Source organism: Chondromyces crocatus, from assembly GCF_001189295.1.
Taxonomy (GTDB): Bacteria; Myxococcota_A; Polyangia; order Polyangiales; family Polyangiaceae; genus Chondromyces; species Chondromyces crocatus.
In genome coordinates this window covers 2,492,263-2,508,702 of sequence record NZ_CP012159.1, presented here as the reverse complement: position 1 = coordinate 2,508,702, position 16,440 = coordinate 2,492,263, and the positions used below count along the sequence as shown (strand labels likewise).

General features: G+C 67.8%; 13 protein-coding genes. 5 read left to right on the top strand and 8 right to left on the bottom strand.

Annotation, left to right across the window (positions count from 1 at the left end):
* Window positions 1–3 precede the first annotated feature (3 nt).
* Genes CMC5_RS09345 through CMC5_RS09310 form a run of 6 tightly spaced genes read right to left on the bottom strand, consistent with a single transcriptional unit; the run spans window position 4 to window position 6,784 of the window.
* Entirely contained in the window at window positions 4–897 is an 894-nt protein-coding gene (locus CMC5_RS09345; RefSeq protein ID WP_050430071.1) for an Fpg/Nei family DNA glycosylase, read from the bottom strand.
* Window positions 898–954: 57 nt separating this feature from the next.
* Window positions 955–2,904, bottom strand: coding sequence for a hypothetical protein (locus tag CMC5_RS44160; RefSeq protein ID WP_156338388.1), 1,950 nt, complete (start codon window positions 2,902–2,904; stop codon window positions 955–957).
* Window positions 2,901–4,922: a hypothetical protein gene (locus tag CMC5_RS44155; protein ID WP_156338387.1), complete on the bottom strand. Its 2,022-nt coding sequence runs from the start codon at window positions 4,920–4,922 to the stop codon at window positions 2,901–2,903. The genes CMC5_RS44160 and CMC5_RS44155 overlap by 4 nt, the downstream gene beginning before the upstream one ends.
* Window positions 4,919–5,959 carry a ParA family protein gene (locus CMC5_RS09320; RefSeq protein ID WP_050430066.1) on the bottom strand — a complete coding sequence of 347 codons (1,041 nt, stop codon included), beginning with the start codon at window positions 5,957–5,959 and terminating at the stop codon, window positions 4,919–4,921. The genes CMC5_RS44155 and CMC5_RS09320 overlap by 4 nt, the downstream gene beginning before the upstream one ends.
* 10 nt (window positions 5,960–5,969) lie before the next feature.
* Window positions 5,970–6,416 carry a hypothetical protein gene (locus CMC5_RS09315; RefSeq protein WP_050430065.1) on the bottom strand — a complete coding sequence of 149 codons (447 nt, stop codon included), beginning with the start codon at window positions 6,414–6,416 and terminating at the stop codon, window positions 5,970–5,972.
* On the bottom strand, window positions 6,413–6,784 hold the full coding sequence (locus CMC5_RS09310) for a hypothetical protein (protein ID WP_050430064.1): 372 nt from the start codon (window positions 6,782–6,784) through the stop codon (window positions 6,413–6,415). The genes CMC5_RS09315 and CMC5_RS09310 overlap by 4 nt, the downstream gene beginning before the upstream one ends.
* 468 nt (window positions 6,785–7,252) lie before the next feature.
* Between CMC5_RS09310 and CMC5_RS09305 the strand changes: the two genes are divergently transcribed.
* The 5 genes from CMC5_RS09305 to CMC5_RS09285 all read left to right on the top strand — a co-directional run bounded on the left by CMC5_RS09305 (window position 7,253) and on the right by CMC5_RS09285 (window position 13,453).
* The gene (locus CMC5_RS09305; RefSeq protein WP_218920245.1) at window positions 7,253–7,657 is read left to right on the top strand and encodes a hypothetical protein; all 405 of its coding nucleotides are present in this window, start codon (window positions 7,253–7,255) and stop codon (window positions 7,655–7,657) included.
* Window positions 7,658–8,081: 424 nt separating this feature from the next.
* On the top strand, window positions 8,082–9,212 hold the full coding sequence (locus CMC5_RS09300) for an SDR family oxidoreductase (RefSeq protein WP_050430062.1): 1,131 nt from the start codon (window positions 8,082–8,084) through the stop codon (window positions 9,210–9,212).
* 471 nt (window positions 9,213–9,683) lie between these two features.
* Window positions 9,684–11,111: a GDSL-type esterase/lipase family protein gene (locus CMC5_RS09295; protein ID WP_245678373.1), complete on the top strand. Its 1,428-nt coding sequence runs from the start codon at window positions 9,684–9,686 to the stop codon at window positions 11,109–11,111.
* Window positions 11,112–11,285: 174 nt separating this feature from the next.
* Window positions 11,286–12,695: a serine/threonine-protein kinase gene (locus CMC5_RS09290; protein ID WP_050430061.1), complete on the top strand. Its 1,410-nt coding sequence runs from the start codon at window positions 11,286–11,288 to the stop codon at window positions 12,693–12,695.
* 5 nt (window positions 12,696–12,700) lie between these two features.
* Window positions 12,701–13,453, top strand: coding sequence for a hypothetical protein (locus CMC5_RS09285; protein ID WP_050430060.1), 753 nt, complete (start codon window positions 12,701–12,703; stop codon window positions 13,451–13,453).
* Window positions 13,454–13,510: 57 nt separating this feature from the next.
* Here CMC5_RS09285 and CMC5_RS09280 read toward each other — a convergent pair whose 3' ends face one another.
* The gene (locus CMC5_RS09280; protein WP_050430059.1) at window positions 13,511–15,028 is read right to left on the bottom strand and encodes a YkgJ family cysteine cluster protein; all 1,518 of its coding nucleotides are present in this window, start codon (window positions 15,026–15,028) and stop codon (window positions 13,511–13,513) included.
* 10 nt (window positions 15,029–15,038) lie between these two features.
* Window positions 15,039–16,133, bottom strand: coding sequence for a hypothetical protein (locus tag CMC5_RS09275; RefSeq protein WP_156338385.1), 1,095 nt, complete (start codon window positions 16,131–16,133; stop codon window positions 15,039–15,041).
* Window positions 16,134–16,440 lie beyond the last annotated feature (307 nt).

Below are 16,440 nucleotides of genomic sequence, written 5' to 3'. Positions count from 1 at the left end.
GCTTCACGCCTCCCTCCGGGAAGGCTGGCACTGCGGGCAGAAGTACGTGGACCGCTGTGCCTCCCCCTGGCGCTTCATCCGGATGAGCGTGCCGCAGTCGTAGCAAGCTTGCCGCGCCCGACGGTACACCGCGAGCGCCCCCGCACGGCGGCCTCCTCCGAGCGGCTGGATGTACATGGTCGCCTTCCGCCCAGGGACGCGCCCTTCTCGCGTCGTGCGCGTGTAGCGGTAGAACTGCCCAGGGCTCTCGTAGCGCCACGGCCCCGAGGGCATCTGCACGTTCGCGACGAGGATGGCGCGCGCGAGATCGAGCAGCGCGCGCAGCTCCTCTTCGGGATAGCACCGCACGGGCGCAAAGGGGTCCAGCCGCTGACGGAAGAGCAGCTCGCTCTTGTAGACGTTGCCGATCCCCGCGACGGCGCGCTGATCCATGATCGCCACGCCGAGCGGCGTGTCCGGCTGCTCCTGGATGCGCCGCAGGGCCTCGTCGAGGTCGAAGGTCTCGCCGAGCAGATCAGGACCGAGCGCGGCGAGCTGGGGATCCCGCGCGAGGTCGCTCTGGCGCAGCAACCGGGTGACGGGGGCGCGGAAGCAGACGGCCAGATACCCGGGGACCTCGATGACGGCCGTGGCTTGCTCTGGAGGCCGTCGCCACGGGTCCTCGGTGCGGTAGAGGTGCCAGAGGCCGCTCATGCGCAGGTGCGTGTGCAGGACGCTGCCCTCGTCGAAGAAGACCAGAAGGTTCTTGCCCCGGGCCTCGACGCGCTCGATGCGATGGCCGACGAGGTGAGCGACGCGCTGGGAGCTCTTCGGCAAGACCAGGGCGAGCACGGGCTGGCCGGTGAGGGCCGGCGCGAGGCCAGCAGCGATGCGGAAGAGGGTGTCTCCTTCGGGCATGAGAAGCCGGCGAGCCTTCGAAGGTCGAGGTCCACAGCCGAGCGCGGGAGCAGAGCCTCAAGTAGACGACGAGGAACGCGGCTCGCAGAAGATGGCCATGGGGGGTGGCGTGCGCCAGCACTTCCACGCCATACAGTCGATGGCGCGAAAGCCCCAGGCTTCAGCGGGACTCTGGGGAAGGGGCTGGTTGAACGCCTCGAAGGCCAGAGCCAAATTCTCCAGGCCTCGTCCCTTGTCGAAGGCCTTCACCTTGTCGAAGACCTTCACCAGTCCACGGTGTTCGATCTCCCGCACATACCACTCGTCGGCCGCGTCCTCGGGAGGCTGCCATGCTTGCAGGTACACCGTGTGGGTCGACGACGAGTACGGGGAGGCCCTCTCGCCAGCATTCCTATCTCCGTTCTCGGTGCTTGCAGAGGAGGCTCCGCGAGGTGGGACGCCTGGCGGAGCAACCTGGTCGAAGGCAGGGTGGTCGAACGAGCACCCTCCGCGATACGCGAGATAGAGGGCCAAAGGGAGAATCGTGCTCGCACTATCATCGAACGATGGAGGAGCCCCTGCACGACCCCTGAGATGAGCTTCCGCGAGCACGCGGAGGTCCTCTTCATCTGGCGGCACACGGGCGCTCTGACGGATGGCGGGAAGCGGAAAGCCGAGTCCCACCATCAAATGCCAGCGAAGCGCCAGAGACTCCGCAACCTTGGCCGCGAGATCCGACATGCCACAACGGCGCCAGAGATCGAAGACGAGCGAGATCTCGATGATCTGGTCGTCCGTGATAGGCCCGAGGCACGCGGCCTCGTTGGTCTTCCACAGCGACGCCAGTGCCTCGGCCAGTTGCCTCGCCCCCTGCGACTCTTTCCGGTCCAGCAAGGCGAGTGCCGCCACGGCCAGATAGCCGCTCAGTCGGAGCACACGGAGCGGATAGTCGAGACGCTCGCTCGGGCTTCCGAGAGCCAGACCATACTCCGCATGGAGCAGTGGGGTCAGGCGCTCGTGAAGCTGCCATCCTTTCGCGATGTACTGGTCGAGCAGGCCTCGAATCGATGCTCGAATGGCACCGCGGTGCCCCGCGAATCGATCGCTCGGAATACGACGCAAGTGCTCCATGCCGCGGCAAAGCACACGCTCGATGGTGTCGAAGGTGGGTAGAGCATCACCACCGGCCAACCTTCGACATTCGACCTCCACCATACGAGCGAACAACGAGAGCTCAGCAAGGCGACGTCGAAGTGCCCTGGCTTCCGCCGGTTCCCCCGGCTCCAATCGATTGCCCGACTCTTCGTCCCGCGCGCGTCGGCCAACCGGCAGCACCTCATCGAGCAAACGGTCCACCGCTCGGAGGTCGAAGCGCCGACCATCGTTCAACACGAGAGAGTCGAGCGCAGCCCGTGCGAACGGCCGAATGCCTGGCGGAAAGAGAGAAGGGTCTGCCGCCTTGCGCAGCGATGAGCCACTGCCGTCCCGTGGCGCTCGCAGGGCGTAGTCCACCAAGGTCGACGCATCCCACCACCACAGGCCAACCTGTCGGTGTTTACGAAGATACGCCCTTTTATCAGCAACAATTCCTACAATTCGTTCATCCAGGTCGCCATTGTGTACGGCAACCACTTTGCGGCATTCAAAACTGCCCCCTCCTAGATCGAACAAACCGTCCGAAGAAAACGGGCGCAGAGAAGCCAGTTCGATGTCGTGAAAGATGGAGTTCCTGGACTCGCCAGCCGCCTCAATGGTGATGTTCCCTTGCTTGAGAACGAAGAGGTACAGACACCGACGACCACTCTTGAGGTGGCGCGAGGCGATGATGTCGACACCGTGTTGGGTCAGCCCTGAACTCTTCCTCCGCTCCGTTCCTTCATGCTTGAACGAGCGCAGGTGGACGGTGAAGCCACGTCGCTCCAAGAGCCAAACGACGAATGTTCCGAGATCCTGGAGGCGCTCTGGCGCGTCTTTGGCCAGCTCCTGCTCGGCCAGCGAACGAATGTAACGGTCGAGGACATCCTTCATGTGTCGTCCTGACCAGCCAGGAGAAGGGCTGCCTTCTGACGGTGCTCCACGCGACGACCAAGGAAAGACAAGGGGTCGAGCGCCTGGCGTCTGGGAAGCACGAAGCCCCGACTGTAGCTTCTGAACATCGTAGGCTCCGCACCAGGCATAGCCGGTGCCGTTCCTTCACCGCGCACAATCGACATCGTCTCGACGAGTTGCTGAAGAACAAATCGTCCTGACGATCGTGTGTGGCGTTCCGCTTCTTGAAAAATGCGGTTCTGCACAGCATCCCATGCTTGCCGTGCAGGCCGTAGCGCGACGACCTCGGGAGCACTCCGCGCGTGCTGATAAACGGCATCTTCTTTATCGAGACGATCTCCGACGCTTCGGAGTCTTTCTCGCACGCTGCAATCATGCGGTTCCGACGCAAACAACGCTTCCAGCGCGCGACGACACGCCCCCGGGTAGTCTTCGGCAACGTCCGTCATCAGGAGGTCATGAATCGTATCGAGCCGGTCTGACCGGGCCAGAACCATCTCAACGAGCAAAAACGCAAGGATGTCCGGTTCGTTGCAGCCGCCGGTGAGTTCATGGGCCATCGCGTCGACCTGCGCAGCAGAGAGCCCATCGAGAGCGCCCGGAGGAATACGTTTTTCACCAAGCAGACCCAGGAGATACGCAGCCGCTCCCCGGATCTTGCCATGGGGAGCCACGAGGAATTCGAGAAGCCAGCGCGTAATCCCTTCTTTCCCAAGTTGGTGTGCAAGGCAGGGGAAGATCTCCTCGAACGGGAAGGATTCCTTAACAACTGTATGTCGATGCGCAGCAAGCCACGCCGCCACCAGCGTCTTCACGAGGTCGGAGTGATGTGGGACGAGCGTATCGAACAGGCCATCGAGTGCCTGCTGCGCCCCGGAGAGGTCGATCGAGAGCAAGGCAGGCAAGAGAGGCGTCAACTCCGGAAGTGAACATCCACCCCCCTGCGCGTGCAGACATGCACCCGATGCCACTTGTTCGGCGATGTTGGCGATGAGCGTTGCCCTTCGTTGCGTGACTGCTGAAGGCCATTGGCTGGGTAGACCAACCAGGTCCAGCAACGCAGCGGCCGTTGCGATGGCCTCGCTGGGATGCTCTCGGGCTCCCTGAGCAACAGCCAACAGCCCATCATCAATCGGGCCGGTTCGCAGTCGCCGTACCGCCTCGACAACAGCATCGAAGCGCACTCGAATGGGCGTTGGCGTCGGCCACGCCGAATAGGCGAGACGCACGACGATGCCCCAGAGCCGCTCATCCGGCTCCTGCATCAGCCGCTGGATCACGCCGTCTCTCCACGGCAGGCGCGAAGCGTCAGCGCGGCAGACCCCTTCGATGAGGATGAGCAGCGCCGAGGGGGTGAGGCCATCTATCCACTCCTCTCGGCCAAACGATGCATCCACGATCCGCTGACCTGTCTCGGGATGATTGGTGATCCATGAAGAAACGGCCTGAATGAGTTCTCCGCGACCTATGTTGTGGGCAGGAATTGCGACGATATTCTGAATCAGCTTCAGAAGCTCGATGTCCCCCAGGTCGAGTTCGGGCAGCAGCGCAGCAAGTGCGTGAAGTACGTTCCACGAGGCCGTCTTCTCGAAAAAACGAACGCGATGCCCCGGAGTTGATTGTAGAAGCTCCAGAAGCAACGGTTTGATCAGCTCGTGCCCGACCGTCCTCTGCGACATATGCACGGCGCTGGGCTGCTTGCTCTCAACGGTTTGGTGCGTGCTCACCCCACGACGAAAGATGTAGATCGCCAGCAGATCCACCACATCATCCCATCGTTCCGGCACGTCGCTAAACGCTGCCACGATGGGCGAGAGCAGCGAGGTCTTCCACGCCTCCCATTCGCTCTCTTCCCGAATGTCGCCAACAGCAGTAGCCATCTCTGATCGGATGGCGTGTCCCAGTGGTCTGTCTCTTTCTGGCACCCTCGCCGTGAGCGCATCGCGAAGGAATGCAACGATCCGCTCACCGAACCCGTGTGCGTCGTCGTGGCTCACAATCCATCCTGAGGAAAGTCGACCAGGACCATCTCCGCGTCGCGCGTCGACGCGCGTGCCAGCGACATGGCCAGCTCTCGATATCCTGATGCCAGATGAGAGTTGCGCGTGACCTGTAGCTCCCCCGTGAGTGGCACCATCGGATCGTAGTTCAAGATGTGCAGGAGATCCGGGTGACGTAGGCTTGGAAAGGAGGCCAACCCAGGGCCGAACTCCTGGTAGATGGGCGCCATGATGCGACGCTGCACGTCCTCCAGACGGTCAGCCAGCAGCCGCTCCTCAGGAGATCGCAGCCCTGAGAACGCCATCTCTGAAGCACCGCGGAGATAGTTCGATGCGTGACGAGCCACGATGCTCTTCGCAGCATCCCTCGCCATGCTCACTGTCGCAGATCCGGATGCCTGGGGCAGGACGGGCACAGGGCTGAGGACCAGCAGGGTTGCGACCTCGGGCAAGCTGGCTTGCTGCCGGAAGTCCCGGGTTTGTTCCAGCATGTTCGCCATGCCCTCCACGTTCTGCTCGTTCAGGCCACACACTGCGACGAGCACCTGCGGCAGCTCCAGGGTGCAGACGCCGGCGATGTCTGCCGTCCCGGTTCGGCTGTCGAACAGCAGGTAGTCTGGCTTCAGCGCGTGATGCACCTCGGCCACGAGCAAGTCGAACAGGCGCGCTGACGGATCGTCGAGGTCGTCGTAAAGCGACGGGATGAGGTCAGCCAGCTCGTTGGCTCGCTGCCCAGCGGGCATCAGCCACAGGTTCTCGTGGCAGTACGATGAGAGAACTGGATAGGCGTAAGCAGACGCTTCCAGCTCCTTGTTGGTCCCGAGCCGGCGCCCCAGCAGAAAATCCGAGACGCCACGCGGTTGCTCTGCCTGGGGACGCCGGGTCAACGACGAGAGGCCGAAGCCAGGTGCCTCCAGATCCAGGTCGACGGCCACGACCTTGCGTCCTTGGCGAGCAAGGATCGCAGCGACGTTCAGCAAGGCGAGCGTTCGCCCTACGCCGCCTTTGTAACTGTAGAAAGTGACGCGCAGCATGGTCGGCTCTTTACGCGGCGCTCCTGAGGACCGGTCGTCTGGACAGCCTCGGAAGGGGCTGCTGTTCCGGGAGGGCCTGTCTTCTCTCGGCGACGGCGGTCGGGTGAATGCCGGAGGGAGGCGGCACCGACTCTGCCACCATGTCTGACGTGAGCTGCTCGCGAAACGCGCGCAGAAGCTTCGCCAGCTCTCCCTCGCGGTGCTCCTTGGCGAGCAAGGCGCTCAGGGGCACCGGCGGCGCACCGGAAAACTCACTGGCGAGGAAGCGCGTGAACGCATCGAGCACCGCGCGTGGGTTCGACAGCTCGTGCGCCGGCCGGAGGGCGATGGCTCGGAACTCCAGCAGCTGCAGGTACTGAAGCTCGACGCACAGATCAGGCCCCCACATCCGAGGATGTTTCTCGATCGCATCGAGCTGCTCGTCGACGTACCGGACGATGATGCTCTGGAGGCTCATGGACAACCATTCTCCTCCAGATCGACCGAGAAGACACGGTATGCGTCTCTCTCTTCGACCTGCCAGTGGGCCTTGAAGTAGGCGTCCACCGAGGTGCCATCGCAGCCCGTCAGCACATCGACGTAGTGAGCGACGGCCTCGGCCGTCACATGGAAGAACCAGAATTCACCGTCGAGCGGAACCTTGGGCGAGACGAAGCGCGCGCGCCCGGCTGGCTCGATCCGAACAGCACCCGCCTTCACGTCGTGCTCTCGCGCGACGGGTAAGATCTCGCGCGTGGCTTCGACGCACCAACCGCTCTTCGGAGGGTACTTGCAGAGGACAGACGTGACCGTCTGCCTCTGGGCAGATGTCCACGGGATGGGCATGACCAGCTCCCCTCAGGTCTGGGTTGAGTCGGCAACGATCATGTTCCCGACGCGGGTTCCCGTACCAGACCCTAGAAGCCCTCCAGCGCGATGACCAAGTTCGGCGGGACAGCACGACGCGAGCGACAGCAGACGTGCCATCCCGATGAAGGAATGGCGACGTGGCGTGATGACGATAGACTGGCATCCGTAAGCGCGTCCCTCGACGGATCCAGCCTCATCGAACGGCGGCCGATCCAGGGGTCGCGGGTGGGGGCAGGCGGATCTGGCAACGCATGTCAAGAAACGGAATCGGACAAATCCTGTCCGTGGATCGGCGCCAGAAGCTTGACAGTTTACCGCCCCTCCGATTCCTATTCTCGCCGAACCATCCTTCAGAACACTGAGGCCACTGTGGAGAGCATCGACGTTCCGGAAGCACGATCCCTCGAGAAAGTGCGAGCTGTTGTCCAGGCCATCAAGGATGGCGTGAAGGACAAGACCAAGCTCGCCGATCGTGCCGAGCTGACCGACCGTCACGTGGACTACCATCGTCACGCTGCGCGGGTGATCGGCCTGGTCGACGAGCAGAACGAGAAGTGGAAGGTGACCAAGCTCGGCAACGAGCTGCTCGGCACGACGGCACGGTCGCCCCAGGAGGCGGCGGTGCTTCAGCGCGCCATCAAGGGCAGCGTCCTGATGGAGACCGTGCCCTCGCTGCTCGACGTCGTTCCCCCGACGCTGGACAGCCTGGCCGAGGCCCTCACGGAGAATCCCGGCCTGTCGCCGTCGACCGCACGCAAGCGCGCGCGGGCGCTCCTGGCATGGCGGGCGTACCTCCGGGAGATCACGACCGAGGCCACGCTCGACGACGAGCCGCCGTCGGAGCCCTGAGCGGCGATCACCGCGGATGAAGCGTCCGGGGGCCCACAAGGCTTCCCGGTGTGCCCAGCTCCATCCGCGGGGCTCCTCCGCCGTCCCAGCTCCCCTCCCCTTCCTGCGCGCCACCCGCAGTTTCCCGCGCGCCACCAGCAATCCCCCCATCCGCCCTCGAAACCAGGCCGCGCTGGCCTCGACGCCAGACCGCGCCTCCCTCGAAACCCGGCCGCGCTGGCCTCGAAACCCGGCCGCGCTGCCCTCGAAGCCAGACCGCGCCTCCCTCGGGCCAGGCCGCGCTGCCCTCGAAGCCAGACCGCGCCTCCCTCGGGCCAGGCCGCGCTGCCTCTGAAGGGCCGCGCTCGGCGTGCGAAGTGGACGGATCGTCGGGCCACGTACATCCCCGGGCGCCGGCCTTCGGGCTATCCTGCGGCCACCTTCGATGGCGCCCCCTGGTCACGACAGCGTCCTGCTCCTCACGGGGCTGCCGTCCCTGTACGCGCGCAAGATGGTCCACCACGTGCTCTCGGCCGAGCCACGGACGCAGATCTACGCGCTCGTGGCGCCGCGCTTCATCGCGCCGCTGACGGCGGAGGTGGAGGCCCTGGGCGCCAGAGAGCGCGTCGTCTTCCTGGAAGGGGACGTGACCTCGATGGATCTCGGCCTCTCTGGCGCGGAGCTCCGGATGCTCGCGCGCGAGGTCGACGTGATCCATCACATGGCGTTCACCAGCGACGTCGACCTCGACCCCGCAGCCGCGGAAGCGCTGAACGTGCTCGGAACGGCGGAGGTCCTCGAGGTCGCGCGCCTTTGCAGCAGCCTCTCGTGCCTGGTGCATCACTCGACGGCGTTCGTCTCCGGTGACCGCCGCGGGGTGGTCTACGAGGACGAGCTGGAGCACGGTCAAGGGTTCCGCTCGACCACGGAAGCGACGCGGATGAAGGCCGAGGCCGTGATGCGGCAGGCGATGCGCGACGTGCCGATCGCGGTGGTGCGACCGACGACGCTCGTCGGCGACTCGGAGACCGGCGAAGTCGATCGGCTGGACGGCATCTACGTGCTGATCCTGATGTTGCTCGCGGCGCCCTCGGACCTGGCGCTCCCCCTCCCGGGCAAGGGCGACATGGCGCTGAACGTCGTGCCGCTGGACTTCGTGGCGAAGGCGTCGCGCACGATCGGGCGGAGCGCGAAGGCCGCCGGGCACACCTTCCATCTCGCGGATCCGCAGCCGCTGTCGGCACGGCAGGTGTTCGAGCTGCTGGCGCACGCGGGTGGCCGCCGGGCGCCGCGGGGGCACATCCCCTCGAACCTGGCGAAGGCGATGCTGCGCGCCCCCGGGATCGACAGGTTCGCGCGAAGCCCGCGCGCGTTCGTGGAGCAGCTCATGACCCCGGTGCGCTACGACATGCGCAACACCGAGCACGCCCTCTCGGGAACAGGGCTCGAGTGTCCCCGGTTCGAGAGCTACGTGGAGACGCTGGTGCACGCCGTGGAGAAGCACCTGCGCGAAGAGAGGGCGCGGCGTCAGGCCGAGCTGGAGCGCGCCGCCGAGGTCGAAGATCCCCTCTCGTGAGGGCCGTACGGTGATGGACGCGAACATGAGGCGAGCGCAGGCGTGACGAGTGAGTTCCCCGAGGTGACGCGGAAGGCAGGCGACGCTCACGTCGAGGCAGGCGATGCTCGCATCGAGGAAGGCGACGCTCGTGCCAAGGCAGACGATGCTCGTGCCAAGGCAGACGATGCTCGTGCCAAGGCAGACGATGCTCGTGCCAAGGCAGACGATGCTCGTGCCAAGGCAGACGATGCTCGTGCCAAGGCAGACGATGCTCGTGCCAAGGCAGACGATGCTCGCGCCAAGGCAGACGATGCTCGTGCCAAGGCAGACGATGCTCGTGCCAAGGCAGACGATGCTCGTGCCAAGGCAGACGCCGCCCACGTCAAGGTGGACGGAAATCCCTTGGACGCAGGAGAGCCCCCCGCCTTCCCACGCTCCGCCTTCCCACGGTCCTCCGTGCGCGGCGGCGCGCGATGGCGATCTCGGGGCGTGCTGGTGTGTGCGCTGGTGCTGGGATGCGGTGGTGCTGGCTGGGGCGCGTCGCTCGGGTGCGGTGCGGTGAACGCCGGCGCCCCTCCGCACACCCCCGACGAGGTGACGGGGAACGAGGCCGCGCCTCCGCCGATCGCCGAAGCGCCTGGAAGGCCGGGCGCGGCGACGCTCCCCGTGGCGCTGGTGTCGTTGACGGCCTCACCGCAGGGAGGCACGACGCCGCGCACGGAGACGGGCGACCCGCGGGAGCCTTCGGGCGCGTCGAAGGGCGCGGTCCCTGCCCCCGGGGACGACGGTTTCTACGAGGCGATCGATGGCGCCTCGGCGCCGCGACCGGGGGACGCGCCGTACGGCCGGCTCTACGCGGCGCTGCGCGACCTGGAGAAGGGGCGCCGGCGCGATCACGTGCGGCTGATGTGGCTCGGGGACTCGCACGGCGCCGCGGACTTCTGGAGTGGGGCGCTGCGGTCGGCGCTGCAAAAGCGGTTCGGGTACGCGGGGCCCGGCTTTGTGCATCTCGGGTACACGGCCTACCGGCACGACGGTGTGAAGCACGGGGTGGGCGGGAAGTGGAAGCTGCGGCCGAAGGGGCCGGCCACCTCCGTGGTGACGGGCGATGGGGTGTTCGGGCTCGGCGGGATCCTGTTCGTGCCCGACGGCGCCTCGATGGCGCAGATCAGCCTGACCGAGCCCAAGCTGACGGGACGGCTGCGCTGGGATGTGTGCTACCGGCTCAACGGTCCAAATGATCAGGTGACGGTGGCGCTGACGGGCTCGGAGCCGGTGGTGGTGAAGGCGACGCCGGACCTGCCGCCTGGCGCCGTGCGTCACCTGGAGCTGTTCGGAGACGCGTCGGCGACCCTGACCGTGACCCCCACGGGGGGCGCGCCGGAACTCTGCGGTGCGGTGATCGAAGCCGACGCGGCAACACGCCCCGGGGTGGTGCTGGACACGCTGGGGATCAACGGTGCGCGCTTCGGGACGCCGCTGGCCTGGAACGAGGCGAGCTGGGCTGCGGAGTTCGCGCGGCGGTCCCCGACGCTGGTGGTGCTGGAGTACGGGACCAACGAGGCCGGCGACTTCGCTGCCGATCCGTCCAGGTATGGTCGGCAGATGACCGAGCTCCTGACCCGGATCCGTCGGGTGACCTCGGAGGTCGACTGTCTGGCCCTGGCGCCGACGGATCGGCACGACACCCAAGACCGCACCCACCTCGTGCGGGACGCCATCCGGGACGCCGCGAAGGCGAACGGCTGCGGCTTCTGGGACACGTACGAGATCATGGGCGGGAAGGGCTCGATCTCGGCCTGGGGGCGTGAGACGCCGGCGCGCGCTGCGAAGGACGGTGTGCACCTCACCCGGCGCGGCTACCTGGACCTGGGGGCGAGGCTCGCGGACGACGTGCTGCGCGGGTATCGCCCGTGACCGGACACACGGCGTACCGACGTTGCACGCTCGCCCTACGATGCGCGTGCGGACGTACAGGTTGCTGTGGACATGTGTGACGCCCAGACTGGCCTCGATCCTGCTCTAGCCGCACGCCGGTAGTCGGCTGTGTGAACACACCTCACGCGGCCAGAGCGCGTGAAGGAGAGGGCAGTGCTGCAGGAAGACGACCTAGCAGGCGGGCGTTTCAGGCTCATCCGGCCGATCGGGTCGGGCGGGATGGCCAGCGTGTGGTGGGCTCGGCACGAGCTCCTGGGCCGTGACGTCGCGCTGAAGCTCTCTCCGCTCGGCAGGGACGAGCAGGTGGTGGCGCGCTTCGTCCGAGAGGCAGCGATCATCGGCAAGTTCCAGCACCGGAACATCGTGGGCGTGGTGGACGCGGGGGTGCTGCGCGAGGGGGGCTACGTCTTCCTGGCGATGGAGCTGCTGCGCGGCGGTACGTTCGCCGATCGGCTGGTGCCGGGTCGGCCCATGGCGCCGAGCGAGGTGCTGCCGATCCTGATCGAGGTGTGCCGAGGTCTGGAGGCGGCGCACGCGGCCGGGGTGGTCCACCGGGACATGAAGCCGGAGAACATCTTCCTGGCCGACGTGCCCGGGCAAGGGACGGTGCCGAAGATCGTGGACTTCGGGATCAGTCAGGTGGCCGATTCATACGACACGATCACGGTGGATGGGCAGCTCCTGGGGACGCCGTCGTACATGAGCCCCGAGCAGGCGCGCGGGGAGCGCCACGTCGACGCGCGCGCGGATCTCTGGGCGATCGGGGTGATCCTGTACGAGGCGCTGAGCGGGCGGCAGCCGTTCAAGGCCGAGGGCCACCTGGCCGTGCTCTGGCGGATCCTGGACGACGAGCCGGAGCCGCTGCCGCCGACGGTGCCGATCGCGCTGCGAACGATCGTGGCGCGGTGCCTGAAGAAGGATCGGACGCGGCGCTACCGTGACGCGGCGACGCTGCGCGAGGATCTGGAGTCGGCGCTGGATGACGGGATGGGGGCGCCGAGCACGATGCCGCAGCCTCCCATGGCGATGGGAACGCCGTCGCCGTCGCCATCGCCCTCGCCGTCACCGTCGCTGCTCGATGTGGGCCGGGCGGCCATGCGGCAGATGCAACGCTCGCGGTGCATGAGCTGGGGGCGAATCGGTGGGTTCGGGTCGATGTTCGGACCCGGGAGCAGTGTCGGGCGAGCCTGGCCGGCGCTGGGCTTCTGCGGTGGGGTGACGGCAGCGGCGGCGATGGTGGCGGCAGTGATGCACGTGGGACAGGGCGAGGCAGCAGCGTCGACGCTGCGCGAGGCGCCTGCGCTGCACGTGGGGCTCGCCGCCGCAGCCCGCGGGGCGATCGCCGGTGTGGAGACGCTGGCTGCGGCGCCGGCTGCGCTGGTGGGGGCGGTGGATGCGGTGGTGGCGCCCGATGGGCGCGCCGCGGCGAACGCCGAGGGGACGTTGGAGTTCGTGGACGCGGTGGCCGCAGAGCCCGAGGAGCGCGCTCGGGACGAGGAGGTGCGGCGGCCTCCCTCCACAGGACGGAAGCGGCTGCACACGATCACGCGACCAGGTTTCTGACGGACATGACGATCTCCCCCCGATTCGCCGGCGCACTCGCTGCCGGCATGCTGGTGTTCACGTGGTTCATGCCCGCGGCGCTGGCCGATGGGTCTGCCGTGACGGGCCGGGATACGCTGGCGCTGCGGTTGAAGTTCGCGGAGGCGCGCGGGCTCGCATCCGCCGGGCGGTGGGCCGATGCGCTGGAGCGGTTCGAGGAGATCGGGCGCGCTCGGTCGACGCCTCAGGTGACGTTCCACCTCGCGATGTGCAACGAGCAGCTCGGGCGTTTGCAAGAGGCGGCGCGTCTCTACCGGAAGGCGTGGGAGGCGGCTCAGGGAAGCGACGAGGGGGTGATGAGCGAGGCTTTGAGCCGGCTGCGCGCGCTGGAGGCGCGCATGCCGCGGATCGTGGTCCACCTGGAAGGGGCGCCCGAGGGGGTGACGCTGCGGGTCGATGAGGCCCGGGTGAGCGCAACGGAGCCGGTCCGGGTGGATCCCGGGCCGCATCTGGTGGTGGCGCTGCGCGATGGTGCGCCCGTGGCGGCGATGGCGCTGTCGGCGCTGGAGTGGCAGACGCGGCAGGTGCGGCTGCGGATCTATCCTGCAGAGGGTCGTCCTCAGACGGCAGGACAAGGCGACGCGACGGCGCGCGTGCAGGGCGCGGCTGGACATGCGCAGGCGACAGCGCGCACGCAGCAGGAGGCTCGTGAAGAGCAGGGGCCACGGCGCGGGCGAGCGCAATCGCAGGTCGCCGGGGCTCGGGTGAGCGCGCGGTGAGCGCGGGGATTGCGCGTGAATCGTGAGGCGGCGCCGAGCGCGTGAGCTGGCTGCGCGTCAGTCCTCGCGATGGCAGGTGTCGACGTCGCTGGCGTAGGCCGCGAGGCCATGGCCGCGAAGGACGGCTTCGAGGAGCGCGAGGGGGTGCTCGCTCGCAGGGTCGTCCTGGGGCTCGGCATCGGGATCGCCAGCGACGGTGGCGAGGCCGAGCGTCATGGCGCGCGCGACGATGAGGCGGGTGGCGGCGTCGCGCAGGCGGTGCGCGAGGGGCGCGGGGCCGAGGAACTGGTGGCCGTGGAGGGCGGCGCGAAGATGGAAGCGCTCGGCGCGGCGGGCGGGAGGGGCCTCGGCGGTGAGGATGAGGTGCACGAGATCGGGGAGGAGGAGCGCGCGGGTGGTGGCAGCGAGCCAGACGAAGGTGCGCTGGGCGAGATCGTGGGGGCTGCGGAATGCAGCATCCTCGGAGGCGCGGCGGTGGACGCGGGCGGCGAGCGCTTCGATCCAGGGCGCGAGGTGCGAAGGGGTGAGCGGCGGGGCGTCGGAGAGGGCGCGGACGGCCGCGTCGGGGCAGGGGCCGGAGCGCTCCAGGGCAGCGGCGAGCGCCCAGAGGGACGCAGGGACGTCGGCAGGGGGAGGCGCGGCGAGGAGGGCGCGCGACCAGGCGATGACGTCGTCGCGAGGTGCCGAGGCGTCGGTGGTGATGGGCAGGGCGCGAGGAAGCTCGGTGATGTGGAGCGCGGGATCGAGGTCGGCGCGGGTCCTGGGAGCACCAGGGAGGATGGGGGCGCCGTCGTGCTGGTCGACGCTGGCGAGGACGCAGGAGCACTCGACGAGCACGGAGACGCGGACGCGCTGGCCGTCGTCGACGAGGGCGGCCGGGTAGAGGCGGCAGCCGAAGGGTTTGGCCGTGGCGCCCGCAGCGGTATGGATGCCGCAGCGGGTGTCTTCCTGGAGGTAGACGCAGCGTCCGTTGTCGAGGGCGACGGCCGAGGCGGCGCAAGGGCCGGTGCCCTGTTCGGGGAGGAAGGCACGTGCGGGTTGATCGCCGGCGTCGAGGACGAGAGGGAGCGCGGCGCGCGCGCGGGCCGTCTCCGCAGGGGCGAAGAGGATGGTGGGGTAGATGCGGCAACAGCTGCCGCGGCCGTCGCAGTGGAGGGTGAAGTCGGGGAGGACGTCGAGGAGGCGCTCGGGAGAGGTGGGGGAGGATGCAGGCGGGTCCGCGTCTGCGCTCGAAGGCGCGGGAGGGGTGGCCTGCGCCGCGCTTGCCGTGGTGGCTGCGACGCCAGCGGTGGAGGCGGCTCCTTCATCGATCAAGCCGGCCGCGTGGAGTTGCTCCAGGAAGGCGCGGAGGGCCGGGATGCGCGCATGCGCTCCTTCACGGGCAGCGGCGGTGAGAATTCCTTCGACGTCGCGGGTGCCGTCGGCGCAGGCGAGCAATCCCCACGTCCTGGCGTCGAGGACGATGCGGCCGCCAGTGCGGGTATCGTGCAGGATCACCCGCTCCTCGCCGTCCATGAGGTGGCGGCGAGCGCGCGCGTGGTCGACGAGCCGCGGGCGCGACGGCAGGGAGGTCACGAGCGCAAGCTCACTGGGGGGCCTGGACGGGGACGATCGTGCTGATGCCTGCGCCGTACCAGGCGAGCTGGAAGGACTGGATGAGACACGCGGAGCCGTCGGTGTTGCTGATGTCGACGAGGTTCCCGCCCTGGTCCTGGGGGTAGCGCGACAGGCCGTAGACGCGGTCGGCGAAGATGCCGATGCCGTACATGTTGCCGTAGTCGCCGGAGATGCTGTCGTTGCAGCCCGCGCGCTTGACGATCTGGCCGCGCGTGCTCTTGATGACGGAGCCCGTCGTCGCCGTGGCGAGGGCCTGCATGTCGATCTCGAGGAGGGTGTCCACGGTGTTGCAGCCCGTGGTGGAGGGGGGGTTGGGGCAGTCGCGGACGGTGACGAAGCCGAGCGGGTTGCCGTTGTTCTCGGCGAAGGCGATATCACCCGAGAGTTCCCAGCGCTTTCCGACGTGGTTGCTGGCGTAGGTGTGGCCTCGTCCGTCGTTGGGAGGGACCACACCGAAGGTGCCGCGGCGCGCGAGGCTGCCCGTGCTGTCGACGGACCAGAGTTCACCCGCCGTGTTGCCGGCGACGAGCACTTCGCGGTTGGGATCGATGACGCCCTTCGGGGCGAAGGCGAGGCCGTAGAACTGGATGTTCCCGGGGTTGTTGAGCGGGATGGTCTGCACACAGCGGACCTGCGATCCCTGGACGTCGAGGCGGTAGACGTGGTTGACGCTGATGCCCCAGATCTCGCCCTCGGCGCTGACGGCGAGGTCGGTCATCGAGCCGTCCTGGCCCGCGCCACCGACGCAGTCGAACAGGCCGACATAGGTGAGGGTGAGCGGGTCGATGCCTGGATCGCCACGGAAGAGGGACGTTCTGTCGTGCGCGTAGAGAGGAGGGGGCGGCGGTGGGGTGGTCTCTTCGAAGCCTCCGTCGAAGAGGATCCCGCCCACGCCGCCTCCGCCTGGTCCGCTCGTCGGTCCCGCGCCGCCGCCACCGCCGAGGCCATCGGGGCCTCCGCCCACACCTGCGTTGTTCGCGCCCGTCGCGCAGCCCATGGCGACGAGTAGCGCGGAGGTCGTGAGCCCCATCACCAGGCCGAGCACGACGCCCAAGCGACCCACGCGGCCGCCGCGACGGACACGCTTGTCGAGGTCACACCGAGGCGCATCCTCCGCGCCGGAACAAGAAAGCTCACGATCCTGCAGCCGCATCGGCATCCATCCCAGGCCGTCGGAGCGCTGGCGTCAAGAGAAGCGCCCGGAGTGGGCGGCGCTGGTGGGGTCTCCCACGAAGGGCCTCTCGGTGCGTACGAGGGCGAGGCCCGCGAGGGCGAGCGGCGCCGCGCTCCCTCCACAGGGAGCCGGCCCCATGAGGCCGGGAGTCGCAAGCAGCAACAGCGGCGCTGTTCAACGAGGAACACCGCGGTAG